Here is a 23,796-nt window from a genome sequence, read left to right on the forward strand (position 1 = left end):
CAGCCAGAACCGCGGCTGCGGGGTAAAGCTTTTCTGCAAGTATAGTCACGTGAAATCATCTGGTTGCGCTGAAGCGGCTCGGATAAAACCGAGTTGTCTGCCCGGCAAGACGCGCGCAGGCGAGGGTAAGGCCTTCAGAAATTGCGCAAAAGCGCGACGGGATGCCAGGCCAGTCTTTCAGCGAAAAGAGTGGATAAACGCTCACGCCGCGCTGGCGGCAACCCGTTTAGCTTGCGCGTGTGTTCGACAATCGCTTTTCTCCCAATGCGTTACCTGATACAACAATTCATTAACAACCACACCCGCAAGGACTCCCCGTGACAGAGCTAAACCATTACCACCAGGTCGTCGGCGCGCCAGTACCGGAATGGCAGGGCGCGCGTCCGCTTTCGCGCGCGGCGCTGGTCGGTCGTTATTGCCGTCTTGAGCCGCTGGATGCGCAGAGCCATTCACAGCAGCTCTTCGAGGCGTACCAGCTTGCGCCCGACGAGCGGGACTGGACATGGCTCGCCTCTTCGCGCCCCGATACGCCGCAGGCGGCCTGGCACTGGGTGCAAGGGAAAGCGGCGGACCCGACGCTGGTGCCTTACGCCGTGGTAGAACAAAAGCGCGGTGAAGCGGTAGGGCTGGTGTGCTTTATGCGCATTGATACCAGCAACGGCACGGTGGAAATAGGCCACGTCACCTGGTCGCCGCGCATGAAAAACAGCGTACTTGGCACCGAAGCCGTCTGGTTGCTGTTAAGCGCGGCGTTTGAGCAGGGTTATCGCCGGGTGGAATGGAAATGCGATTCGCTGAACACCGCATCGCATAATGCCGCGCTGCGGCTCGGCTTTACCTTTGAAGGGCGCCTGCGGCAGATGATGGTGCGCAAAGGCCGCAATCGCGACAGCGAGTGGTTTTCCATTATCGACGGCGAATGGCCGCAGCGAAACGCCGCGCTGAGCGGCTGGCTGGCGCCGGAAAACTTCGATGCGCAGGGACGGCAAAAAGAGCCGCTCTCGGCGTTTCACGCGCGCTGAGTGGGGGCGGAATGCTGCTGCGTTCGGTTCATGACGCGTTTCGCTGTCTTAACCTGCTGGCGAGCCTCGGCGCGCCTGCCGGCATTCGTGAAATAGGCCGTCAGCTGACGCTCGACTCCGCCAAAGTCACGCGGCTGATGCAAACCCTGCTGGCGCTGGAGATGGTGCAGCGCAACGAAAAGCGGAAATATTCGCTCGGCCCAGGCATACACCGCTTCTCCGCCCAGGTTATCCATAACTCCGCCTTTTACAAAGCGGTGCTGGAGACGCTGGAAGAGGTTGGCAGCCAGCCCGTTTCTATTGTTGTTGGCATACTGAGCGGCAAAGAGGTGGTCTATCTCATCCACACGCGACAGGGAAAAAGCGTGGCCAGGGCTATCGGCAACTACGATTCTTACCCGGTTGTCGACTCGGTTATCGGCATTAAGCTGCTGGCGGCGCGCAGCGATGAAGAAATTATCGACCTTATCGGCATACACGATTTTCAGCTTATCAGGGCGGATATCGACGCGGCGCGGCGTCATCAGGTACTGGTGAAAGCCTGGCCGGACGGCGAGTATCGCATGGCCTGCATCATTCCCGGCATGCAGGCGGCGATTGCGCTTTCCAACCTGAGCGGAGAAAAGCTTGAGCTGGAGGCGCTTAAAGCATTTCTGGTTTCGGCGGCGCAAAAAATCAGCGGCGGCTAGCGGACAAGCGAAGCGGCTCGTTGACGGGTCACGCTGGCCGCCTGGCCCGGGCGATAGAGCGCGGAGCCGATGCCTACGCTGTCGTAATGCTGTAAAAAGGCGGCCATATTATTCTCATCAATCCCCCCGACCGCGCAAAACGGCACCGCCTGCGACAGCGGCCCTTTAATCAGTTGGGGCCAACTGGCGGGCAGCGTCACCGCCGGAAAAATTTTCAGCGCGTCCACCCCCAGCGCGCAGGCGGCGAAAATCTCGGTGCTGGTATAGACGCCCGCGCAGATTTTCAGCCCCTGCGCTCTGCATGTCTCCACCACGTTTTCATCCAGATTCGGCGTCAGCGCGTAATCGGCGCCCGCCTGCGCGCATGCCGCCGCCTGCGTAGGGGTGATAATGGTGCCGCCGCCAAGATTCACCCGCCGGGCGAAATGGCGCTTAATCAGCCGGATGCTTTGCGTCCAGTCGGGCGAATTGGCCGGGATCTCCACATCGACAATATTATGGTCCACCAGCGCGTCGACCTGCGCCACGCAGTCATCCGGCGTTACGCCGCGTAAGATAGCGATAATGCGTCCGTTAAACAGCATCGTTAAATACCTTATTCAGTCCGGCCAGCAGCGCCGCTTCGGCTTCAAGCGTCAGGCAGGGCAGGTCGAGCAGTTTGCACGCCTGCTGATAGTGGCGCAGCAGCGGCGCAGCGCCAATAAAACAGACCGCTTCCCCGCGGGGATGGCCGTTCAGGATTTCATGACCGATGAGCAGGCCGGAAAGCCAGCTGCTCGCGCAGGCGGCGTCAATCTCGCCTAAGATATAGCGGCCCCGGCAGCGGAACAGCTCGCTAACCAGTTCGGCGCTGCCCCGCGCAATGGCGATGGCCGTTTCCACGCCGTCCTGAAAACGGCCGACATCCGGGCGCTGTTCGGGCAGCCCGCGTCCCACCACGGAATGATTCAACACCAGGTCATAAAGCTCGCCGGTCATTAGCGTGCGCAGGCTGACCACCTTTTGCAGGGCGCGATCGACGGTTATCCATTTGCTGTGGGTGCCGACGGCGGCGAAAACGCGGGCGTCGCATAGCGTCAGCGCCCCCGCCAGCTGCATCTCTTCGCCGCGGCAGATCTCATGCTCCGCCCGGCTGCAAATGCCGGGCCTGACGGTCAACGGATTGGGCAACACCCCTTCCAGCACAACGCCGCGCGCGGTCAACGCCTCGAAACTCAGCGGCAGCGACTGATAACCCGCGTCGATAATACCGATATTGCTGCCTATCATGCCGCACAGGATAACCGGCGTGCGGGCGTCATATTCGTCGCCAAGGCGCGCCAGCTCTTCACGCAGAATCTCTCCCAGCGCTTCGCGCGGCGCGCGGGCCACCCCTTTTGGCGACGCCACGCTGCGCACCACTTCTCCGCGCCTTACGCGCATGGCGCGAAAATTGCTGCTGCCCCAGTCAACGGCGATATAGTCGCTCATCGCGCGCGCTCCAGAATCGCCAGCGGCAGATGGTTGGTGATGTCGCAAAGCTCCTCGCGCGTGGTCTCATCCAGCGTTTTAGCCGGGTCTCGCACGGTGCGGGCGGCAAAGAGGCCGGAGCGGTAGAGGATCTCTTTATGCACCGCTACGCCGATGCCCGGCTGCACGCCATAGCGCAGAAACGGCAGATAACGATAAAAATGCGCGCGCGCCTCGTCGCGGTCGCGCGGCCAGGCTTGCAAAATGGCGTTAATCACCTCCGGGAATTCGCAGGCCGGCATGGTGCCGATAATGCCGCGCGCCAGCTCCTCATAGAGAAAACCGGCGTTCAGGCCGCCAAACAGCCCGACGCGCTCGCGCAGCGCCGTTTTAAGCTCGGTTATCTTCAGCGTCGTGGGCGGCTGTTCGACTTTGATATAGCGTATTTGTGGGTGCGTTTCGCACAGGCGGACCAGCGTCGCCACGGGGATATTCACACCGGTCATCAGCGGCGCGTCCTGGATCATGATGTCGATATCGCACTGGCGGCAGATGTCGCTGTAGAAACGGTAAATCTCTTCCGGCCCCGGTTTCACCACGGCTGGCGGGTTTACCATCGCCACGTTCGCGCCCCACGCCTGGATGCGCTGAATATCTTCAACCGCCGCCTGTGACGATCCGCCGCCAGCCGCCGCGACCAGCGGCAGAGAGCCGGTCAGCGCTTTTACCGTGCGGAAAATCGCCGCTTTTTCTTTCCCCGTCAGCGCATAGCCTTCCGACGCGTTGCCAAACAGCGCCAGCCCGTCTATGCCCTGCTTAAGCAGAAAGCCCACCAGCCTTTCAATAGAGGCCAGGTCCACCGCGCCCTGTTCGTCGAACGCGGTGGCGAGAATAGGAACATTACCTTTTAACATACGTCACTCCAGACAGATTCGCGTACGCGTTGTTCATCAATTTCAATACCCAGCCCGGCGCCTTGCGCCAGCGCATAGTGGCCCGCTTCGCAGCGCAGCGGCTGGCGCAACAGGCTGTTAGCCACCTCCAGCACAGGCGGCTGATATTCCAGCATAAAGAGATGCGGCAGGGCGGCGGCCACGTGGATGGACGCGGCAATACAGGGGCCAAGCCCAACGCTTAAGTGCGGCGCCACCTGCAGATGCCAGGTCTGCGCAAGGGTCGCGATGCGCATCAGCTCGGTAATGCCGGTACGGCCCACATCGGGCTGAAGAATGTCGACGGCGCGCTGCTCAATAAAAGGACGGAACTGGTAACAGGTGCGCTCGGTTTCGCCAAGGGCGATGGGCACGGCGCTTTTACGGCGCAGTACGGCGTGCCCGGCCACGTCCTCCGGCAGCAAAGGCGCTTCAAGGAAGCTGACGTTAAGCGCATCCAGCCCCGCCGAAAGCTGCGCTGCTTCACTGACGCTGTAGTTCCAGTGAGCGTCCACGAAAAGCGTTGCCTGCGGGCCGAGCGCGTCGCGGATAGCCCGCACGTTTTCCAGGTCTTCGCTCACGCCGTAGCCCAGCGCCAGCTTGATGGCGTTAAAGCCTTTCGCCTGCCACTCGCGGGCCAGCGCGCAGCGCTCTTCAAGCGTTGGGCGCGGCAGGCCCGAAACATAACAGGGCACCTTTTCGCGAAACTTGCCGCCCAGCAGCTGGTGGACGGGCAGATCCAACAGGCGGCCTTTAAGGTCCCACAGCGCGATATCCACGGCCGCCAGCGCATCGATGTGATACCCGGCGACATGCCCGCGATCGCGCATCGAGTCGTACATTCTGGCGTTCAGCACCGCGCTGTCGAACGGACTGGCGCCAAGCAGCAGCGGCTTAAACAGATGCGTTATCAACTGGGCGATAACCTGCGGCACCACCGGAGCGAGCGCCTCTCCCCAGCCGACCTGCCCGTCATCGCTGGTGATTTTCACCAGACACGTCTCCATCTTGCGGGAATAGACGCAGCGGTATTCCGGGCGGTAGTAATAGTCTGCGGCTTCGTCATCCGGCCTGCCGCCAAGGTAAATCTCCTGCGGCCTGATTTTTAGCGGGAAGCACTGCACGTCAACAATCTTCATTACGCACTCCAGTTGTGGGAATTAATCCAGCGTCTTGCCTGCCGTCTCTTTCGCGAGCAGAACGGCGATAAAAGAGATAAGCGCCGTCGCCATCACATAAAACGCGGGGGAAAGCGGGTTGCCGGTGAAGGTAATCAGGCTTGCCGAAGCGAGCGGCGTGACGCCGCCGAACAGCGCCACCGTCATGTTGTAAGCGATAGCGATGCTGCCATAGCGGATGGCGGTGGGAAAAAGCTCGACCATCGCCGCGCCGCAGCCGCCGTTAAACAGCGCGACGAAAATGCCCAACATGCTCATCGCGCCTACGGATGCGAGTACGGAGCCTTGCGCCATCAGCAGCATCGCAGGCCAGGTCAGCAAAATAAAACCGCCGCAGCCCATCAGCATCAGCGGGCGGCGGCCCAGCCTGTCGGAGAGATAACCGGTAACGGGCATCGCTATCGCCACGCTCAGAAGGCCAAGCGTCGTAATGAGATAGGCGTCGGTGCGGCTGTAATTGAGGTAGGTGGAGAGATAGCCGGGCATAAACGATTGCAACACCCAGCTGCTTACCGCTTTTACCACCACAAAGCCGACGCAAAACAGCAGCGCCCGGGTAGACGTTTTCAGCGTGGTGCGCAGCGGCGAATGCTCAAGTTTGCCGCTCTTTTTCAGCTCATGAAACGCGGCGGAATCCTCCATATTGCGGCGCATATAGAATCCGCCCAGCCCCAGCGGCGCGGCCAGCAGGAAGGGGATGCGCCAGCCCCAGTCGTTCATGGCGGGCTCGCCAAGCCAGTGGGTCAGCGCCAGCACCAGCCCGGAGCCGCAGACAAAGGCCATAAAGCTGAAATTCTCGCTCCAGCAGGTCAGCGTGGCGCGACGGTGCGGCTTAGCGCTTTCGGCAAGGTAAGTAATCACCCCCGAACTCTCGCCGCCCGCCGCGAACCCCTGCACCAGCCGGGTCAGCACCAGTAAGACCGGGGCGATTATCCCCGCCTGCTGGTAAGTGGGCAGAATACCCATCACAAAGGTGGAGACCGACGTAATCGTTATGACCGTCACCAGCACTTTGCGCCGCCCCAGCCTGTCGCCCATCGAGCCGAAAAAAAGGCCGCCCAGCGGGCGCATTAAAAAGCCGGAGCCAAATACGGCGAACGATTTCAGCAGGGCGACCGTCGGGTCGCTGCTGGCGAAAAAGTTGCTGGCGATGATGGCCGCCAGCGTGCCGTAGAGGCCGAAATCAAACCATTCAATAAAATGGCCGACGCCGGCCGAGGTCATGATTTTAAAGGTGCTTTGCCGTCCTTCCTGCGGGCTGGCCGCCGGGTAGCCTGCAACGTAACGGGTGTCGGTCGTGTTCATGTTTTCTCCTGAGCAACGCATCGCGCGCTGGGGGGTTAGCGGGTGAAGTCCCGTACCGCCGGGTTGTTATGCAGTGTTAAGGAGCCGGGGCCGCGACGCTATCGCAGGAGAAGGTTGCGTGAAGAGGGTCATAAAACAGGTCGCTGATTTGCTTCACATAGTGAAGCAATGCCTGCAGATGAAATAAAACTAACGTCACTTTCAGGAAGCGCTAAACCCGCTGGCGCCGCGTCGATGATAGTCTGTTTTCTGAGCGCTACAGGCGCTTTCTTCTTTTTCATCAGGCGCGGGCATATCACGCCGCCGACGGGTAAGTAATTCATCGCTATGTTCAAGACTAAAATACGACTCATCACTCTGCTGATGGCGGTTTCCGTCAGCATGCCTCTGTGGGCAAAGCCGCATCACCATGCGAAAAAAGCGGTTTCACATACGCATCATCAGCAGGGAAGCCGTACTTTGAGCGCAAGGACACTTTTTCACTACGACGCTTTCGACGTAAATGGTTCGCTGCTGAACGCCTCTTACGATACGAAAGCGAGCAAACGCTATTTCCATTTGCAGGATGGCACGGGGCTTGCGGAAACCGACGCGCTGCATGAGACGCGGGAGAAAATCCTCGCCCGGCTGAAAGCGCAGCTCGGCAAACCCTACGTCTGGGGCGGGGAGAGTCCGCGTGAAGGTTTTGATTGCAGCGGGCTGGTGTTTTACGCCTATAACGCGCACCTGTCTGCGTCGCTGCCGCGTACGGCCAATGCAATGTATCACGACCGGCGCGGCAACCCGGTGACGGCTTCAGAGTTAAAGCCGGGCGACCTGGTCTTTTTCCATATTCATCACGGCCGCAAAGCGGATCACGTCGGCGTTTATCTGGGGGACGGGCAGTTTATTCAGGCGCCGCGCACCGGCGAGACGATCCGCATCAGCTCCCTCGACAATCCCTTCTGGCAGGATCACTGGCTTGGCGCGCGGCGCGTGATTACCCCGCGCACCGTCGCCTGATCATGACCAGAACAGCGGCACGGCGCTGTGGCGCGAGCGCAAGTCCAGCCATTTACGCAACGCCTGCGGCCAGCGCAGCGACGGCTCGCAGGTAAAGCCTCTTAGCACAGTAAAGAGCTTGATTTCGGTATAGCTCACCGGATGCTGCGCATCGATGGCGTCGCCAAGCAGCGCTTCGGCGCGTTCGAAAAGCGTAAAAATCGGCTCCACCAGCGCGGGCGTTTCAGCCAGCGCCTCGTCAAAGCCGTTAATTTCGCTCTGCTTCGCCGCTTTCCAGGCGTCGCGGGCGCTGGCGGCCTGAAACTCCGGCAGCAGCAGCGTCGGCCAGCGCGGATAGCCGATTTTTTGCAGCGGCAGCATCGCGTCGCTTAGCCAGGCGTCCACCTCCGGACGGTTTTCCGCTTGCAGAATGGGTTCGCCGCAGTGGTTATCGAGCCAGGCGACAATCGCCAGGCTGTCGGCCAGCACCGTGCCTTCGCCGTCATCGAAAATCGGCACCACTTTTTTTCCCACCAGTTGCGTGGGCGTCTGCTCATCGTCCCAGAGCAGATAACGCACGTCGATGGGAATATTTTTGATGCCGGTGATAAAGCGCACGCGGGTGCAGAAGGGGCAGTGGTCGTAAGCGTAAAGTTTCATGGCGACTCCTTCTCAGGCAGCATAGCGGGGCAGGATAAGCGCGCGTTATCCCGTGAATAAGAGAAAGTATAGCGGTGAGAAGGGCCCCGCCGGATGGCGGAGCCAGAAGGGAAGGTTAGTTGTCGAGGTCCAGCACCACGTCGCGCTTGAGGGTAAAGCGCATCACCAGGTAGTAAATCACGCCGATGGCAAGCCAGCTCAGGCCAAGGATTTTCGCCTGGCTGTCCATCTCGTAAATCACAAAGCCGATAATGAAAAAGCCAATCAGCGGGAAGATAAGATGCAGCAGCAGATTGCGCGACTTATTGCGCAGCATATAGTGGTTAATTACCGAGATATGCAGCAGTAAAAAGCCCATCAGCGCGCCGAAGTTCACCAGCCGGCTCAGGTTGTCGATATTGCCATTGAAATAAAGGCCGGAGGCGATGGAAATCGCCGCCACGATCAGCGTGCTGACGTAGGGCGTTTTAAAGCGCGGGTGCACTTTAGCGAGCAGCTTCGGCAGCTGTTTATCGCGCGCCATGGCGAACAGAATGCGCGACACCGCCGCCTGCGCTACCAGCGCGTTGGCGATGCCCCAGGAGAGCGCCGTCGACCAGATGGTCAGCTGTTTCAGCCAGGCGCCGCCCGCCAGGTTTGCCGTGTCGTAAAACGCCGTATCGAGGCTTGAGAAGTTCATGCCCTGCGCGAGGTCAGCCGCAATCCAGGTTTGCAGTATAAACAGCACGCCCACCAGCATCAGCGCGCCGAGCGAGGCTTTCCCCACCGTATCCACACCGCCTTTGGTCTCTTCCGAAAGGGTGGAGATGCCGTCAAAGCCGAGGAAGGAGAGCACGGCGATGGAGACCGCGCCCATGACCAGCGGCAGGTTAAAATGGTCGGCGTTGTAAAGCGGGTTTAAGGTCAGGTGCCCTGCGCCCTGGCCGGAGTAAAGGGCTATCAGACCGAGCACGACAAACACCGCCAGCACGATAATTTCCGCCACCAGAATGTATTTGTTGGCCTTCGCGGTAAACGAAATGCCGAGCAGGTTAATAACGCTGTTCACCGCAATAAAGCCTACAATCCAAACCCAGGCAGGCACGCCCGGCAAAATGGGCGACAGCGCGGCGGCGCTGACGATATAGAGCAGCGAAGGCACCAGAATGTAATCCAGCAGGATAAGCCAGCCGGCGAAAAAGCCCACCGTCGGATGTATGCCGCGCTGGGCGTAAGCGTAGACCGAGCCGGAGACCGGAAACGCCCGCGACATCGACCAGTAGCTCATGGCGGTGAAAAACATCGCCACCATGCCGATGAGATAGGCCAGCGCCACCATGCCCTGCGCGCCGTCCCAGACATAGCCAAACACGCCGAACGGCGCGATAGGCACCATAAAAATCATGCCGTAAATCAGCAGGTCCTTGAGCGTCAGCGCCCGGTGCAGCTCCTGCTTATAGCCAAATTGTTCAACGGACATCGATCAACCCTCAATACGCAAATTCAGCTGTGCGGCAACGGCTTTCGGCAGCGCGTAGCGGCACGTTTTCAGCGGGTCCACCACCTGGCAGATTTGCAGGTCCCCCGCGATGCTCAGCAGCGTGATCGCCTGGTCGAGCGTCATGCCAGCATTATCAGCAACAAAGTGCGCCATATTGCGCGTGGCGAGCGAGGCGGCCTCATCCAGCGTTTTGGCGGAGCCGAGCGTATAAAGGGCGTCGGCGTTTTCCAGCATCGGCGTCGGCAGCGGGCGGTTTTTCACCACGCTCAGGGTTACCGTAACCTCGCCGGGAATTTCCAGGCCGCAGACGGAAACCTCGCCATCGCCCATGGCGGCGTGCAGGTCGCCAAGCGCGAACAGCGCGCCATCGACATTCACCGGCAGATAAAGCGTGGCCCCTTCGGCAATCACTTTGCAGTCCATGTTGCCGCCGTGGCTGTCCGGCGTGCCGCAGGAGATGGGCTCGCCTGCGGGCGCCACGCCAATCACGCCGATCATCGGGTTAAGCGGCACGCGCACGCCGCCCGGCAGCAGCGCTTCGTTGTTTTCAATCGGGACGATAGTGATTTGCGGCTTTTCCAGCTCATCGCCCACCACGCCAAGCTGCGGCGCGGTCACCATCACCGCCTGAGGGTGGGTAAGGGCGATGCGTTGGATATCCACGCGCAGCACGTCGCCAGCTTTGGCGCCTTCGACATAGACCGGGCCGGTCGCCGGATTAATGCGCTGCCAGTCCAGTTCAGTGAACGCCGCATCGGCGCTCGCTATCTGGTCGGAAAAACAGTCACAGGTCTGGAATGTGACTTCACTGCCGCTTGCGACTGTCGCCACCGGGGCATTGTCGCGCGACATCGCATAGACCACCTCTGTACGGGAAATTACCGTCATGCTTGCTCCTGAAAATAGATGTTGTGTTTATTTCTGCTCCCGTCCGGCTTTCTGGTGGGCCGGTTAAACGGGGAAGAGGAACGGGCGGGGGTTTCGTTGCTGGTGCGATAAAACCTGGGGAAGCAGCGCTAAAGGCTGCATCACGCCGTTATTCTTTGTATCGGCAATACGTGACGGAGGCAATTATTAGTCATTGAAATATTTGCAACATAACGATGCGTTTTGTGCAACGTTTTGCCGCGCGACAGGAACAGGCAAGACGGCAGGAGAAACGGGCAAGCCCCGCCGGTTCAGCGTAAACAGGCGGGGCGAAGAAGAGGCTAGCGGCGGTAGTCGTGGTGACGATCGCCATGATGATGACGGTGGCCGTCGTGATGATGATGGTGGTAAACGCAGCCGCTTAAGCTGGCGAGCGATAAAAGCAGGCTCACAATGGCGATTTTTTTCATTTTTTTCTCCTGATAAACGCCAGATAAACAACAATCTGGCGCGCTTACCTTCGCCTGCGCGGGCGGGTTGCGGGCACGGCCGCCGACGCATTGGCCCAGCCAACGCTGCTACCTTCGCCTGCGCGGGCGGGTTGCGGTATCGGGAGAATCTGAAGTTACAGGCGCACCAGCGTTATCAGCGCATTCTGTTCTGGTTGCCAGTGAGCGGTAAAAACCGCGCCGCGGGGAAAAGGCGCCAGCGGCTGCGTGAGGCGTAGCTGAAGCTGATGTCCGGCGAGGGCGACAATCTGCGCGCATTCAAAGCCAAACCGGGTTTTCACCTGCGGGAACAGCGCTTTAAAAAGACTCTCTTTGGCGGAAAACGCCAGCGTGACGGCGACCGGGTAGGGAAGGGAGGTCTGGCGCAGGCGCTCGCGCTCGCCAGCATGAAGCGCGCCTTCGGCGATATCGGGCGCGCTGCGCTCATCCAGCAGCGTTTCCCTGTCGATGCCGATGCCCTGTGTTGCGTTGTCGCGCTTTACCGCCACCGCTATCGCCACGCCTGCGGTATGGGTAATGCTGCCGCAAAACCCCTGCGGCCAGAGCGGTTCCCGGTGCGCGCCAATGCCGGGCGCAGGGTTGTCGCTTCCGGCATGGCGCAGCGCCGCCGCCGCCGCTATCCGCCCGGCCAGGTGTTCGGCCTGTCTGCGCGGCGCGAAGCGCGTTATCTGCTCGTGGTGCGCCAGCCAGAACAGGTCAGCGGGGTGCAGCGTCGCCGGGTCGAAATCAACGCGAAACAGCGTGTGGCCGGCGAACGTAAACGGGCGGAGCTGGGTTTGCATAACGGTAAACTGCGCGAGGGGAGAACGTGGGTTTAGTGTAACAACACTCAACAAAAAGGCGGGAGTCGCCCCCCGCCTTTTATTTTTCACGCCAGGCTATCAGAAATGCGTGTTGACGCTAACAAACCAGGTGCGGCCTGATTCGTTGTACGTTTCCGCGCCTGCGCCGTACATATACGACTTCGTCGTGTCGTTACCGGTGGTCTGCGCGTTGCCTGCGCGCCAGTGGCGCTTGTCGAAGAGGTTATCCACGCCCGCCGTCAGGCTGACATTTTTGGTCGCATCCCAGGTGCCGCTCAGGCCAACGATGCTGTAAGGGCTCACCTCGTTGGTTTCGCTGCCGGTGGCGCGCTCACCTTTGTAGTTATAGATCTTCGGCTGCTGTTTGCCGTACCAGGTGAACGTGGACTGCACGGAGATATCCTGGCGAATCTGCCAGCTCAGCGTCGAGTTCAGCGTATATTCCGGGATAATCGACAGACGGTCGCCGGTGGTTTTGTTCTTGCTTTGCAGCATGTAGGTGAAGTTGTTGGTCCAGTTCACCGTGTCGCTGACCGGCACGTTGAGGCTGCCTTCCAGACCTTCCACCACCGCCTTCGGCACGTTTTCCCACTGGTAAACGTCCGTTGTCGCTTTCGACGCTTTGCCGATTGGCGAGTAGCCCGCTTCAATCTTATCGCGGTAGTCGTTACGGAACCAGGTTACCCCCGCCAGCCAGCCGTCGCGTTTAAACTCCAGCCCCACTTCTTTGTTGATGCTGGTTTCCGCTTTCAGGTCGTCGTTGCCCATCAGGTAGCAGGCGCCGGCGCTGGCGTAGCAGCCCTGGCCGCGGCTGTAGAGAATGTAGTTCGGGTTGGTCTGATACAGGCTCGGCGCTTTGTAGGCGCGGGCGATGCCCATTTTCAGCGTAATATCGTCCGTCAGCCCCTGGGACAGGTTCAGCGACGGGCTCCAGTTATCGCCGACGATAGTGTGATGGTCAAAGCGCAAGCCCGGCGTCAGCATGGTGCTGTCGGTCAGCTCCATATTGTCTTCGGCGAAGAGCGAGAAGATTTCCGCTTTGGAGTAGGGGCTGCGGTTGGTGGCGTCAACGCCGCCAATGGTGCCGCCTTCAGTCAGCGACTGGGTGTTGGACGCCAGGTCCTTCATGCGCTGCTGGTTCCATTCGGTGCCGAGCGTCAGGTTCTGGTTAACGAGCAGATCGAGCGGCAGGTTAACTTCGCTGTGCAGCAGCACGTCGCTAAGGTCGATATTGGAGAAATTCTCGTTGGAGAAAATCCCCTCGGTGCCGCCCGCCAGACCTTCGTTTTTGCGCGAGTTGCGGGTGTGCTCGTACTGCGCATAAGTGGTGGTGGTGATGCCGTTGTCCCAGCCGCCGTTCCAGGTCAGCGAGTAGTTCTGGCGATAAAGCCGGTTGGTCTCTTTACCGTAATTCTTTTTCACCAGCGCGTTGGTGTTGGTGTTCTGGGTATCGCCCGCATACAGGTTACCCTGACGGCTGTATCCCGCCTCCAGCTCCAGCGAGTTAAGCGGCGCGAAGTCCCAGCGCAGCTGGCCGTTAATGTCCTTGTTAATCACGCCCTCGCGCCCGGCAGGCACCGTGTTGGCGTAGCTGCCGGTACGTTCAGACTCATGGCCTTTGTTGATGTCCCAGGCGTCGGCCTGGGTTTTATCCAGGTTGCCGTACAGGCGGAAGCTGAAATCGCCGCCGAGCGGGCCGGTCAGGCTGAAGTTGGTGCGTTTGGTGGAGCCTTCGTCTTTGTGCTCCGGCGCGTCGAGATAGGTGTTCCACGAGCCATGCCATTCGTCGCTGCTGCGTTTGGTGATGATATTCACCACGCCGCCCGCCGCGCCGTTGCCGTAGCGCGCCGCCGCCGGGCCGCGCAGCACTTCGATGCGCTCAATCATTTCCGGCGGCACCCAGGCGGTGTCGCCGCGGGTATCGCGCTCGCCGCGCCAGCCCAGACGCACCGAGTTGCGGCTGGTCACCGGTTTGCCGTCAATCAGGATCAGGGTGTTTTCCGGCCCCATGCCGCGAATATCAATCTGGCGGTTGTTGCCGCGCTGGCCGCTGGTGGAGTTGCCGGTCAGGTTAACGCCCGGCATGGTGCGGATGATTTCAGAAACGTCGCGCGCTGGCGGGTTTTTACGGATTTCATCAGCGGTAATGGTGGAAACGCCAGGCGCCTGCAGGTTTTGCTGGGCGGCGGTGACCACAATGGTGTCATCACCGGTGGCGGGAGCTGCTTCGCTATCAACAGCAGCGGTCTGCGCGGCATTTGCTGACAGCGCAACGCCATAGATTCCCATGTTGATTAACATCGCGAGGGAATAGTGGATCTTCTTATTCATTTTATGTCCTGCTTTTCTGCGCTGCCGACCATGTGTTCCGTACCCAAAGGGCGTGGCGCAGCGTGGATAATGCCCGGTGCGGCCTGCAATGCGTCACTCATCCTGGAGCGATGAGGCCAAAGCATCAGGCGGTTTTCGTCATTTTCTGAATACCTTATGCGCTTCCCACAGCGCGCCCATACGCTATTGCAAATGCAAATAATTATCAATAATATTATCATGAATTTCTTGGCAGGAACGGCTTTTGCCATAATTAACAAGGGGTTAATAAAGTGACGGCGCACGCAACGGGAAGTGAAGCCTGGTGGCAGGCGAAGCAGGCGCAGGGGATCCCTGACATCGTCTGCGGGGCGAATGACGAGTGTAACGTGACCTTCTGGTGGCGAGATCCGGCGGGGAGCGAGGAAAGCTCGCGCGTACAGCGCGTCTGGCTCTATATCACCGGCCTGACCGATCACCATAAGTCTTCCCGCCCGCAAAGCCTGACGCGCGTGCCCGGCACCGACGCCTGGCGCTGGCAAATCACCCTCAACGCCCGCTGGCGCGGCAGCTACTGCCTGATCCCCTCTGAGCGTACGGATGACTTCGCCCCCGAGGTCTTTGCCGGCGAGGCGCCAGACCGCGCGGCGCTGCGCGAAGGCTGGGGCAAACTCTTGCCAGGCGCTATCGCCGACCCCTTCAACCCGACCTGCTGGCGCGGCGGACGCGGCCATCCGGTCTCGGCGCTGCATCTGCCCGGCGCGCCGCCGCAGCCCGGATGGGATAAGCCGCACACGCCTCATCATCCGCCGCGCTGCATTCAATGGCGCAGTCATCGTCTTGCTAACAGCCGCCGCATCTGGGTTTTCACCACCGGTGAAGCGCAGCCTGAGCAGCGCCCGCTGGCGATTTTGCTCGACGGCCAGTTCTGGGCCGAGAGCCAGCCCATCTTTCCCGCGTTGCAGGCGCTGACTAACGACAAAACACTGCCGCCTGCGGTTTACCTGCTTATTGATGTCATCGACAACGTTCATCGCAGCCATGAGTTGCCCTGCAATGCCGATTTCTGGCTGGCGGTGCAGGAAGAGCTGTTGCCGCAGGTGCAGGCCATCGCGCCCTGGCGCGATGAAGCGGCGACCACGGTGGTGGCGGGGCAGAGCTTTGGCGGCCTCGCCGCGCTTTACGCCGGGCTCAACTGGCCGCAGCGCTTTGGCAACGTGCTGAGCCAGTCCGGCTCCTTCTGGTGGCCGAACCGCGGCGGCGCGCAGGATGGCTGGCTGGTGGAGCAACTGGTTGAAGGCCGGCTCGACGCGCGGCCGCTGCGTATTTTTCTTGAGGCGGGCATTCACGAGCCGCTTATTCATAAGGCCAACCAGCGCCTTTATTCCTTACTACACACCCAGCAGCCGCTTTTCTGGCGTCAGGTTGACGGCGGACACGACGCGCTTTGCTGGCGGGGCGGGCTGATGGAAGGGCTGTGCGCGCTCTGGCGTCCGCTTACCGAACCGCAGGCGCGTATTTAAAGACAGGAGTATGTATGGAATTTGCAAATCCCTTCGATGACCCGCAGGGGCGGTTTTACCTGCTCGAAAACAGCGCCCGGCAGTTCAGCCTCTGGCCGGAACATTGCCAGCTGCCGCAAGGCTGGCGCGTGGTGTGCGAACCCCAGTCGCAGGAAGAGTGCCAGCGCTGGCTCGCCGCGCGCTGGCAGACCCTTCAGCCAACCCATTTTGTCCCCGTCGCGAGCGAGTAAATCATGACCGATACAATCCTTTCCCCGGTGACGGAACAGCAACGCGAACTGCCGCTGGCGGCGGCGCAGCCCGGCATCTGGATGGCGGAGCAGCTTTCCGACCAGCGCAACGCCTGGAGCGTGGCGCACTATGTTGAGCTTAATGGCGAGCTTGACGCCGCCCTGCTTGCCCGCGCCATCGTCACGGGCATGGCGGAAGCCGACACGCTGCGGATGCGCTTTGAAGAGCGCGACGGCGTGGTCAGCCAGCGCATCGACCCGCGCTTTATTTTCCGCTCGCCCGAGATTATCGACCTGCGAAACGACGCCGCGCCGGAGCAAACCGCGCTCGCGCGCATGCGCGACGACCTCGACCAGGATCTGCGCGTGGGGAGCGGTAAACCGCTTTATCATCACGTTCTGTTGCGTTTAGCCGACAACCGCTGGTTCTGGTATCAGCGCTATCATCACATAGTGGTAGATGGCTTCAGTTTTACCGCCATTACCCGCCGGATCGCCGATATTTATCGCGCCTGGCGCAAAGGCGAAACGCCGTCGCCGTCGCCCTTCACGCCTTTCGCCGAGGTGGTGGAGGAGTATGCCCGTTACCAGCGATCCGACGCCTTTGCCCGAGACGCCGCTTTCTGGGCGCAGCAACTGAGCGAGCTGCCGCCGCCCGCCACGCTCTCTTCGCACCCGCTTACCGGGCAGAGTTCCACCACGGCGCTTATCCGCCGCACGGTGCGCTTTGACCCGCGCGCATTCAGCCAGCTGATGCGCCAGGCAGGCGCGCTTTCCCCGGCCGATATGGCGCTGGCGCTGGTCACGCTGTGGCTGGGAAGGTTGAGCGGGCGGCGCGATTACAGCGCAGGCTTTATCTTTATGCGCCGTATTGGCTCTGCGGCGCTGACTGCGACCGGCCCGGTGCTGAACGTGCTGCCTTTCGCGGTGCGCATTGCGCCGCAGCAAACGCTGCCCGCTTTTGCCGAAAGCCTGGCGAAGCAGTTAAAGCGGCTGCGCCGTCATCAGCGTTACGACGCGGAGCAGGTGCTGCGCGACGCCGGTCGCGTTACTCAGGAGGCGCCGCTCTATGGCCCGGTGCTGAACCTGAAGATGTTCGACTACCGGCTGGATTTCGACGGCATTGAGGGCATTACCCATCAGCTTGCCTCCGGTCCGGTGAAAGATATCGAGATCGCGCTTTATGTGGATGAGCAGGGCGCGGTCGCCATGGAACTGCTGGCCAACGCCGAACGCTATGACGAAACGACGCTGGAAGGGCATCTGGCGCGCCTGCCGCTTTTGCTCGCGCAGTTTGCCGCCGATGCGCAGCGTCGCTGCATCGACGCGGAGCTGCTGTTGCCTGCGGAGACAGAGCTGCTTCGGCAGATCAACGACACCGCCATGGCGCTGCCGGTTGAGACCTTAAGCAGCCTGCTGGCGCGTCAGGCGAGCGCCACGCCGCAGGCGCCGGCGCTGGCGGATGAACAGTATCAATTCAGCTACCGCAAAATGCGCGAGCAAGTGCTGACGCTCGCGGCTGAACTGATAGCGCAGGGCGTACGTCCCGGCGACGTGGTGGCGGTGGCGCTGCCGCGCTCGGTCTTTCTTTCTCTCGCCTTGCAGGCGATTGTCGAAGCGGGCGCCGCCTGGCTGCCGCTTGATACCGGCTACCCGGACGATCGTCTGCGCATGATGCTGGAAGATGCCGCGCCGCGGTTGCTTATCACCACGCCGCAAGAGCAGCCGCGCTTTAGCGGGTTGCCGGGGCTGAAAAGTTTCTGCTACACCGAACCGCTTGACGTCAACGCGCCGCAGGAGCTTCAGCTTTCGCGCCCGGAGCACACGGCTTATGTGATTTTCACCTCCGGCTCCACCGGCAGGCCGAAAGGGGTGATGGTAGGCCAGACGGCTATCGTCAACCGCCTGCTGTGGATGCAGAACCACTATCCGCTTGGCGCGGATGACGTGGTGCTGCAAAAGACGCCGTGCAGCTTCGACGTTTCGGTATGGGAGTTCTTCTGGCCGCTGCTGGTGGGCGCACGCCTCGTGATGGCGCCGCCGCAGGCGCATCGCGACCCGCAGGCGTTGCAGGCGCTGTTCGCCCGCTGGCGGGTGACGACCACGCACTTCGTGCCCTCTATGCTCGCCGCGTTTGTCGCCTCGCTGACGACGCCAGAAGCCGTGGCTTCCTGTGCGCCGCTGCGCCAGGTTTTCTGCAGCGGAGAGGCGTTGCCTGCCGGGCTTTGTCGCCAGTGGGAGCAACTGACCGCCGCGCCGCTGCATAACCTTTACGGGCCGACGGAAGCGGCGGTGGACGTGAGCTGGTATCCCGCTTTCGGCGACGCGCTGGCGAACGTCACGGGCGCCAGCGTGCCGATCGGCTTTCCGGTCTGGAATACCGGCCTGCGTATTCTGGATGCGGCGATGCGCCCGGTGCCGCCTGGCATTGCCGGCGATCTCTACCTCACTGGCATTCAGCTGGCGCAGGGCTACCTTTCGCGCCCGGACCTTACCGCCAGCCGCTTTATCGCCGACCCGTTCGCCCCAGGCGCGCGGATGTACCGCACCGGCGATGTGGCGCGGTGGCTGGCGAACGGCGCGGTGGAATACCTGGGCCGCAGCGACGACCAGCTAAAGATTCGCGGTCAGCGCATCGAGCTGGGTGAAATCGACAAAATAATGCAGGGACTGCCGGACGTGGCGCAGGCGGTGACCCACGCCTGCGTGCTGAATGAAAACGCGGCGAACGGCGGCGATGCGCGCCAACTGGTGGGCTATCTGGTTTCCGCTTCCGGCCTGCCGCTGGATACGGCTGCGCTGCGCGAACGCTTAAGCGAGCTGTTGCCTGCGCATATGGTGCCGGTGCTGCTGATTCAGCTGCCTTCGTTGCCGCTCAGCGCTAACGGCAAGCTTGACCGCAAAGCGCTGCCGCTGCCGAAGGCGCAGGCCAGCGCGACGGGGCGCAGCCCTGCGCCGGGTCTTGAAACGACAGTGGCGAAAGCGTTTTCTGCGTTGCTTGGTATCGACATCAACGACGCGCAGGCCGATTTCTTCGCCCTCGGCGGCCATTCGCTGCTCGCCATGCGGCTTGCCGCGGAGCTTAAGCGCACGCTGCGCTTGCCGGTAACGGTAGGGCAGGTGATGACCGCGTCGACCGTGGAAAAACTGGCGGCGCTGCTCGCAAGCGGCCAGAGCGAGGCGCAGGCGGAGCAGGCCGGCTTTGAGGCCGTTCTGCCGCTTCGCCAGGGCAGCGGCCCGACGCTTTTCTGTTTCCATCCCGCTTCCGGCTTCGCCTGGCAGTTCAGCGTGCTGCAGCGCTGGCTTAACCCGCGCTGGTCCATCACCGGCATCCAGTCGCCGCGACCACAAGGCCCGATGCAGCAGGCCGCGTCGGTCGCTGATGTCTGCGACGCCCATCTCGCCACGCTGCGCGAACTGCAACCCCGCGGACCTTATTATCTCTTCGGCTATTCCCTTGGCGGCACGCTGGCGCACGGTATTGCCGCGCGCCTGAAGGCGGCGGGTGAAGAGGTGGCTTTCCTTGGGCTGCTCGACACCTGGCCGCCGGAGTCGCAAAACTGGGCGCAGAAGGGGGCGAATGAGCTCGACCCGGCGGTGCTGGCGGAAATAGAGCGCGAGCGTGAAGCGTTTATCGCCGCTCAACAGGGGCAAGGCCCGGCGCGTCTGTTTGAGGCTATCGAAGGCAACTACGCCGACGCGGTGCGCCTGCTGGCGACAGCGGAAAGCGTGCGTTTTGACGGTAAAGCGACGCTGTTTGTGGCGCAGCGCACCGTCACGCCGGGCATGGATCCGCGCCAGGTCTGGGCGCCATGGACGCGCGAAACGGCCATTCACCCGGTAGACTGCGCGCACGTGGATATCATCAGCCCGCAGGCGTTTGAGGCGATAGGACCCGTGTTGAAGGACATGCTGGGGTAAGACGACGCCATTCAGCGGGGCGCAGGCGCTGGGCCTTACTCCCTCTGGATATCAGCATGGACAGTGAAAGGTTACGTTCGCCGGAGCGGAGGTTGAATATGTACCCTCCTTTCACGCGAACGTGTTAAGGGGGCTCGCCGCCGCCCCCTTAACAATCCCGGCTCCCGGCTCGCAAAATCGACCCCTTCGGGGCAAACCTTCCGTTCTGTCATCTGGCTTCGGGTCGACGCGACGGCACATCCCTGTGCCGACACGCCTCTGGCCGTTCCTGACGGCCAGCCCCAGCCATCTGACCGCCCGGAAGGCGATTTTGAGGCCGGATAAACGTCATCGCTGACAGGTTGATTAAAACAGTTGTGGTGGTGTCGCTGTAGGGCAGGACACGTTCTGGTGGTTCAGGGGGGAGCAAGCGCCGTGCCACTCGCGGGTTTTCTCCTTCGCCCCTTTGGGGAGAGGGCCGAGGTGAGGGGCGCAGGCGCTGAGTTTTACTGTTCCGGGATATATTCGGGCAGTGAACTGTTCCGTTCGCCAGAACGTTGTTTTATATGTCATCTCCCCCTCACGCCGGTTCCCTCCGGCTTGCCCCAGGAAGGCGATTTTGAGGCCGGATAAACGTCATCGCTGGCAGGTTGATTAAAACAGTTGAGGTGGTGTCGCTGTAGGGCAGAATGCGTGTTGTTGGTCAGGAGGGCGCGTAAGCGCAGCGCCACTCGCGGGTTTTCTCCCTCGTCCCTCTGGGGAGAGGGTCGGGGTGAGGGGGAAAAGCGCGAATCCCCCTACGGCCCGGTCACGCCAGCCGTGGATAGCCTTGCGCGATATCGTCGCCGGTAAACTGCGCTATCCAGCCTTCGGGGTTATCGAAAATGCGGATGGCGGTAAAGTGCGGCTCGGAACCCATGTCGAACCAGTGCGGCGTGCCGGCGGGCACGGAGATCAGATCGTTTTTCTCGCACAACACCTGATAGATGTGGCCGTCGAGATGCAGACAAAACAGCCCGGCGCCTTCCACGAAAAAGCGCACTTCGTCTTCGCCGTGGGTGTGCTCGTTTAAAAATTTCTCGCGCATCGCCGCTTTTTGCGGGTTGTCGGCGCGCATGCTGATCACATCCCAGCTCTGATACCCTTTCTCCGCCACCAGACGGTCGATGGCGTGCTGATACGCCTTAATCACGGTTTCCGCGTCCGGGTTGGCGCCCAGGTCACGGTCTGCCTGCCAGCGCTCGAAACGCACGCCCTGCGCGTTAAGTTTTTCGCGAATGGCCTCGGCGTCGCGGCTGTGGAACAGCGGCTCGCCGGCTTCCTTATCGGTAAAAATTGTCAGTGCGCTCATAAAGAAGTCTGCTCCGGGTGAATGTCATCAAAACGGGAAACCTGACGATGGCGACTTTCATGGTCAGCCTCGCCGCGAATTAGCTGCACCGTTTGCCAGCCCGCTTCGCGCGCGGCGTCCAGCTCCTGGCGGATATCGGATAAGAACAGCAACTGCGCCGGCGGTAAACCAATCTGCTCCGCTATGTTGCGGTAGGAGTGTGTTTCCCGCTTCGCGCCAACGTGCGTGTCAAAATAACCGCTGAACAGCCCAGTAATATCACCTTCGTCGCTGTAGCCAAATAACAGTTTCTGCGCGGCGACGGAACCGGAGGAATAAACATAGAGATCAATCCCCTGCGATTTCCATTGCCGGAAAGCGGGCAGCACGTCCGGGTAAAGGTGACCGGTAAAATCGCCGTTGACGTAGCCGTCGCGCCAGATGTGTCCCTGCAGCGCTTTCAAGGCGGTGGATTTGCGATCTTCCTCCATAAAGCCGAGCAGCACGGCAATCAGCGCGTCCGGGGTCGCCTGCGGCTGTGAAATTTCCGCCCGTAAATCATCCAGGATTGCGCGCACGGGTTCGCTATCAACGCCCGCCTGAACAAAGCTTGCCAGCCGCTCGCGAGCATACGGAAACAGCACGTTATGCACGAAACGGATGTCGCTGGTTGTGCCTTCTATATCGGTAACAATGGCGCGGATCATCTTCTCTCCAGCAGCCTGCGCTGCATTTCGCATTCAAATAAAAACTCCAACCCTTCCAGATGGCGCTTCGCTTCTTCCACGCTGCGTCCCCAGCAGGTTAGCCCGTGGCCGCGCAGCAAAAAGCCGTAGCGCAGCGGGTTTTCGCGGCTGTAAGCCTCAATGCGCCCGGCCAGCGCGTCGATATCCTGGTCATTATCGAAAAGGGCGATGGGCAGAGTATCGAGATGGGTCGTCTGGCCGCTGAGCGATTTCTGCATTTCATAGCCGCTCAGGCGCAGTTCGCCGCTTTTTTCCACGCGTGAAAGCACCGTCGCGTTAACGGTATGCACGTGCAGCACGGCGGCGGCGTCAGGAAAAAGGCGGTAAATAAGGGTATGCAGACCGGTTTCGGCGGAGGGCTTGCGCCCGGACGGCGCCTTGTTAGTGGCTATCTCCACTTGCAGGAAATCCGCCGCCGTCAGGCTGCCTTTATCTTTGCCCGACTCGCTGAGCCAGCACCAGCGGGCGTCTTCGCGCACCGACATATTGCCGCCGGTGGCCGGAGCCCAGCCTTTGGCGCCTATCCAGTGGCACGCTTCGACAAGCGCGGCCAGTTGCAGGTGTTGTGTCATAGCTTTCCTTGTGGCGTGGTGGCGGCAGGAATAATGTTATGGTTTAGACGTCTAAGCGTCTTGATTGCCAAAGCTTAACATCGTGTTATAGTGGCGGCAACACAGGGTAAACAGAAACAGGCGCAAAAGGTTAACCAATAATGAGCATTAAGCCTTTGATTCCCGAGAGCAAACTGCCTTCTCTCGGCACCACGATTTTCACCCGGATGAGCGCGCTGGCGCAGCAGCATAACGCGATTAATCTTTCCCAGGGGTTCCCCGATTTTGACGGCCCGCGTTACCTGCAGGAGCGGCTCGCTTACCATGTGGCGCAGGGCGCTAACCAGTATGCGCCGATGACTGGCGTGCAACCGCTTCGCGAAGCCATTGCCGATAAGACCGCAGAGCTTTACGGCCACTATCCCGACCCGACAAGCGATATCACCGTAACGGCGGGCGCGACAGAAGCGCTTTATGCCGCCATTACCGCGCTGGTGCGCCCGGGCGATGAGGTTGTCTGCTTCGACCCAAGCTACGACAGCTACGCCCCGGCGGTGCAGCTTGCAGGCGGCGTGCTGAAGCGCCAGGCGCTACAGCCGCCGCATTTTCGCGTCGACTGGGCGCATTTCGCTTCGCTGCTGAGCGAGCGTACGCGGTTGGTTATCCTTAACACGCCGCACAACCCTTCCGCTACCGTCTGGCAAAAAGAGGATTTCGCCGCGCTGTGGCAGGCCATCGCGGAGCGTGAAATTTATGTGTTAAGCGACGAAGTGTATGAGCACATCTGCTTTGCGAAAGAAGGGCACGCCAGCGTGCTGGCGCATCCGCAGCTGCGCGAGCGCGCCATCGCCGTCTCCTCATTCGGCAAAACTTTTCATATGACCGGCTGGAAGGTGGGCTATTGCGTGGCGCCCGCGGCGCTCAGCGCTGAGCTGCGCAAGGTACATCAGTATTTAACGTTCGCGGTGAATACGCCCGCGCAGCTGGCGATTGCCGATATGCTGCGCAGCCAGCCGACGCATTATCGCGAATTGCCGGCGTTCTATCAGGCCCGCCGCGACCGCTTTGTTCAGGCGCTGGCGAACAGCCGTTTTGAGATTTTGCCCTGCGAGGGAACCTATTTCCTGCTGGCGGACTACAGCGCTATCTCTGACATGGACGATGTCAGCTTTTGCCAGTGGCTGACAACAGAGGTAGGGGTAGCGGCTATTCCGCTTTCGGTGTTCTGCGCCGATCCGTTCCCGCATAAGCTCATTCGCCTCTGCTTCGCCAAACAGGAAGCGACGTTGCTCGCTGCGGCGGAAAAACTCGCCGCCATTTAACGCGCTCCC

At 61.0% G+C, this 23,796-nt stretch carries 22 protein-coding genes; 7 read left to right on the plus strand and 15 right to left on the minus strand.

Translation table 11 applies throughout. The features are described 5' to 3' along the window. Nucleotides 1–317 precede the first annotated feature (317 nt). Both ACU4F7_RS06065 and ACU4F7_RS06070 read left to right on the plus strand, forming a co-directional pair. A complete protein-coding gene (locus tag ACU4F7_RS06065; protein ID WP_481638254.1) occupies nt 318–1,022 on the plus strand; it encodes a GNAT family N-acetyltransferase in 705 nt (234 codons plus the stop codon). An 11-nt stretch (nt 1,023–1,033) separates the two neighbouring features. Further along, a complete protein-coding gene (locus tag ACU4F7_RS06070; RefSeq protein WP_029592169.1) occupies nt 1,034–1,711 on the plus strand; it encodes a helix-turn-helix domain-containing protein in 678 nt (225 codons plus the stop codon). On the opposite strand, the gene ACU4F7_RS06075 is transcribed toward ACU4F7_RS06070, so the two are convergent. From ACU4F7_RS06075 to ACU4F7_RS06100, 6 genes are all read right to left on the minus strand, one after another. Next, nucleotides 1,708–2,295, minus strand: a complete 588-nt coding sequence (locus ACU4F7_RS06075) for a beta/alpha barrel domain-containing protein (RefSeq protein WP_029592170.1) — start codon at nt 2,293–2,295, stop codon at nt 1,708–1,710. The genes ACU4F7_RS06070 and ACU4F7_RS06075 overlap by 4 nt on opposite strands. Further along, complete coding sequence (locus tag ACU4F7_RS06080; RefSeq protein WP_481638255.1) at nt 2,285–3,181, minus strand: 2-dehydro-3-deoxygalactonokinase; 897 nt, start codon at nt 3,179–3,181, stop codon at nt 2,285–2,287. Before ACU4F7_RS06080 ends, ACU4F7_RS06075 begins: the two co-directional genes overlap by 11 nt. Beyond that, nucleotides 3,178–4,074: a dihydrodipicolinate synthase family protein gene (locus ACU4F7_RS06085; protein ID WP_481638256.1), complete on the minus strand. Its 897-nt coding sequence runs from the start codon at nt 4,072–4,074 to the stop codon at nt 3,178–3,180. Before ACU4F7_RS06085 ends, ACU4F7_RS06080 begins: the two co-directional genes overlap by 4 nt. Further along, complete coding sequence (locus ACU4F7_RS06090; protein ID WP_481638257.1) at nt 4,068–5,231, minus strand: mandelate racemase/muconate lactonizing enzyme family protein; 1,164 nt, start codon at nt 5,229–5,231, stop codon at nt 4,068–4,070. The genes ACU4F7_RS06085 and ACU4F7_RS06090 overlap by 7 nt, the downstream gene beginning before the upstream one ends. Nucleotides 5,232–5,252: 21 nt before the next feature. Continuing rightward, nucleotides 5,253–6,494, minus strand: coding sequence for an MFS transporter (locus tag ACU4F7_RS06095; protein ID WP_481638699.1), 1,242 nt, complete (start codon nt 6,492–6,494; stop codon nt 5,253–5,255). A gap of 209 nt (nt 6,495–6,703) precedes the next feature. Continuing rightward, entirely contained in the window at nt 6,704–6,958 is a 255-nt protein-coding gene (locus tag ACU4F7_RS06100; protein ID WP_481638258.1) for a hypothetical protein, read from the minus strand. Nucleotides 6,959–7,034: 76 nt separating this feature from the next. Here ACU4F7_RS06100 and ACU4F7_RS06105 point away from each other — a divergent pair, with 76 nt between their 5' ends. Next, nucleotides 7,035–7,577, plus strand: a complete 543-nt coding sequence (locus ACU4F7_RS06105; RefSeq protein WP_481638259.1) for a C40 family peptidase — start codon at nt 7,035–7,037, stop codon at nt 7,575–7,577. Here ACU4F7_RS06105 and grxB read toward each other — a convergent pair whose 3' ends face one another. From grxB to ACU4F7_RS06135, 6 genes are all read right to left on the minus strand, one after another. Then, nucleotides 7,578–8,216: a glutaredoxin 2 gene (gene grxB, locus ACU4F7_RS06110; RefSeq protein WP_029592176.1), complete on the minus strand. Its 639-nt coding sequence runs from the start codon at nt 8,214–8,216 to the stop codon at nt 7,578–7,580. A 115-nt stretch (nt 8,217–8,331) separates the two neighbouring features. Continuing rightward, nucleotides 8,332–9,675 (minus strand): APC family permease, encoded by a 1,344-nt coding sequence (locus tag ACU4F7_RS06115; protein ID WP_029592177.1) that lies wholly within the window; start codon nt 9,673–9,675, stop codon nt 8,332–8,334. 3 nt (nt 9,676–9,678) lie between these two features. After that, on the minus strand, nt 9,679–10,584 hold the full coding sequence (locus ACU4F7_RS06120) for an acetamidase/formamidase family protein (RefSeq protein ID WP_029592178.1): 906 nt from the start codon (nt 10,582–10,584) through the stop codon (nt 9,679–9,681). A gap of 320 nt (nt 10,585–10,904) precedes the next feature. Then, entirely contained in the window at nt 10,905–11,033 is a 129-nt protein-coding gene (locus tag ACU4F7_RS06125) for a hypothetical protein (RefSeq protein ID WP_268761117.1), read from the minus strand. 155 nt (nt 11,034–11,188) lie between these two features. After that, entirely contained in the window at nt 11,189–11,854 is a 666-nt protein-coding gene (gene entD / locus ACU4F7_RS06130) for an enterobactin synthase subunit EntD (protein ID WP_481638260.1), read from the minus strand. 99 nt (nt 11,855–11,953) lie between these two features. After that, nucleotides 11,954–14,206 (minus strand): TonB-dependent siderophore receptor, encoded by a 2,253-nt coding sequence (locus ACU4F7_RS06135; protein WP_481638261.1) that lies wholly within the window; start codon nt 14,204–14,206, stop codon nt 11,954–11,956. Nucleotides 14,207–14,478: 272 nt separating this feature from the next. On the opposite strand from ACU4F7_RS06135, the gene fes reads away from it, so the two are divergent. From fes to ACU4F7_RS06150, 3 genes are read left to right on the plus strand one after another with little or no spacing between them, the layout of a single operon-like run. Continuing rightward, entirely contained in the window at nt 14,479–15,708 is a 1,230-nt protein-coding gene (gene fes / locus ACU4F7_RS06140; protein ID WP_481638262.1) for an enterochelin esterase, read from the plus strand. Between the two features lie 14 nt (nt 15,709–15,722). Next, entirely contained in the window at nt 15,723–15,938 is a 216-nt protein-coding gene (locus ACU4F7_RS06145; protein ID WP_029592181.1) for an MbtH family protein, read from the plus strand. Nucleotides 15,939–15,941: 3 nt separating this feature from the next. Further along, nucleotides 15,942–19,859 carry an amino acid adenylation domain-containing protein gene (locus ACU4F7_RS06150; protein WP_481638263.1) on the plus strand — a complete coding sequence of 1,306 codons (3,918 nt, stop codon included), beginning with the start codon at nt 15,942–15,944 and terminating at the stop codon, nt 19,857–19,859. A 787-nt stretch (nt 19,860–20,646) separates the two neighbouring features. Here ACU4F7_RS06150 and ACU4F7_RS06155 read toward each other — a convergent pair. Genes ACU4F7_RS06155 through ACU4F7_RS06165 form a run of 3 tightly spaced genes read right to left on the minus strand, consistent with a single transcriptional unit; the run spans nt 20,647 to nt 22,486 of the window. Beyond that, nucleotides 20,647–21,189 carry a 1,2-dihydroxy-3-keto-5-methylthiopentene dioxygenase gene (locus ACU4F7_RS06155; RefSeq protein ID WP_481638264.1) on the minus strand — a complete coding sequence of 181 codons (543 nt, stop codon included), beginning with the start codon at nt 21,187–21,189 and terminating at the stop codon, nt 20,647–20,649. After that, nucleotides 21,186–21,875 (minus strand): acireductone synthase, encoded by a 690-nt coding sequence (mtnC, locus tag ACU4F7_RS06160; protein WP_481638265.1) that lies wholly within the window; start codon nt 21,873–21,875, stop codon nt 21,186–21,188. Before mtnC ends, ACU4F7_RS06155 begins: the two co-directional genes overlap by 4 nt. Then, nucleotides 21,872–22,486 carry a methylthioribulose 1-phosphate dehydratase gene (locus tag ACU4F7_RS06165; protein WP_029592185.1) on the minus strand — a complete coding sequence of 205 codons (615 nt, stop codon included), beginning with the start codon at nt 22,484–22,486 and terminating at the stop codon, nt 21,872–21,874. The genes mtnC and ACU4F7_RS06165 overlap by 4 nt, the downstream gene beginning before the upstream one ends. A 140-nt stretch (nt 22,487–22,626) precedes the next feature. Between ACU4F7_RS06165 and ACU4F7_RS06170 the strand changes: the two genes are divergently transcribed. Continuing rightward, complete coding sequence (locus ACU4F7_RS06170) at nt 22,627–23,787, plus strand: pyridoxal phosphate-dependent aminotransferase (protein WP_481638266.1); 1,161 nt, start codon at nt 22,627–22,629, stop codon at nt 23,785–23,787. The last annotated feature ends 9 nt before the right edge of the window (nt 23,788–23,796 follow it).

The sequence above is a fragment of the Franconibacter pulveris genome, assembly GCF_056780215.1.

Coding starts and splice junctions, on each gene's coding strand:
- ACU4F7_RS06070 (WP_029592169.1), top strand. CDS start 1,034: ATGCTGCTGCGTTCGGTTCATGACGCGTTTCGCTGTCTTAACCTGCTG.
- ACU4F7_RS06075 (WP_029592170.1), bottom strand. CDS start 2,295: ATGCTGTTTAACGGACGCATTATCGCTATCTTACGCGGCGTAACGCCG.
- ACU4F7_RS06080 (WP_481638255.1), bottom strand. CDS start 3,181: ATGAGCGACTATATCGCCGTTGACTGGGGCAGCAGCAATTTTCGCGCC.
- ACU4F7_RS06085 (WP_481638256.1), bottom strand. CDS start 4,074: ATGTTAAAAGGTAATGTTCCTATTCTCGCCACCGCGTTCGACGAACAG.
- ACU4F7_RS06090 (WP_481638257.1), bottom strand. CDS start 5,231: ATGAAGATTGTTGACGTGCAGTGCTTCCCGCTAAAAATCAGGCCGCAG.
- ACU4F7_RS06095 (WP_481638699.1), bottom strand. CDS start 6,494: ATGACCTCGGCCGGCGTCGGCCATTTTATTGAATGGTTTGATTTCGGC.
- ACU4F7_RS06100 (WP_481638258.1), bottom strand. CDS start 6,958: ATGCTGACGGAAACCGCCATCAGCAGAGTGATGAGTCGTATTTTAGTC.
- grxB (WP_029592176.1), bottom strand. CDS start 8,216: ATGAAACTTTACGCTTACGACCACTGCCCCTTCTGCACCCGCGTGCGC.
- ACU4F7_RS06115 (WP_029592177.1), bottom strand. CDS start 9,675: ATGTCCGTTGAACAATTTGGCTATAAGCAGGAGCTGCACCGGGCGCTG.
- ACU4F7_RS06120 (WP_029592178.1), bottom strand. CDS start 10,584: ATGACGGTAATTTCCCGTACAGAGGTGGTCTATGCGATGTCGCGCGAC.
- ACU4F7_RS06125 (WP_268761117.1), bottom strand. CDS start 11,033: ATGAAAAAAATCGCCATTGTGAGCCTGCTTTTATCGCTCGCCAGCTTA.
- entD (WP_481638260.1), bottom strand. CDS start 11,854: ATGCAAACCCAGCTCCGCCCGTTTACGTTCGCCGGCCACACGCTGTTT.
- ACU4F7_RS06135 (WP_481638261.1), bottom strand. CDS start 14,206: ATGAATAAGAAGATCCACTATTCCCTCGCGATGTTAATCAACATGGGA.
- ACU4F7_RS06145 (WP_029592181.1), top strand. CDS start 15,723: ATGGAATTTGCAAATCCCTTCGATGACCCGCAGGGGCGGTTTTACCTG.
- ACU4F7_RS06150 (WP_481638263.1), top strand. CDS start 15,942: ATGACCGATACAATCCTTTCCCCGGTGACGGAACAGCAACGCGAACTG.
- ACU4F7_RS06155 (WP_481638264.1), bottom strand. CDS start 21,189: ATGAGCGCACTGACAATTTTTACCGATAAGGAAGCCGGCGAGCCGCTG.
- mtnC (WP_481638265.1), bottom strand. CDS start 21,875: ATGATCCGCGCCATTGTTACCGATATAGAAGGCACAACCAGCGACATC.
- ACU4F7_RS06165 (WP_029592185.1), bottom strand. CDS start 22,486: ATGACACAACACCTGCAACTGGCCGCGCTTGTCGAAGCGTGCCACTGG.
- ACU4F7_RS06170 (WP_481638266.1), top strand. CDS start 22,627: ATGAGCATTAAGCCTTTGATTCCCGAGAGCAAACTGCCTTCTCTCGGC.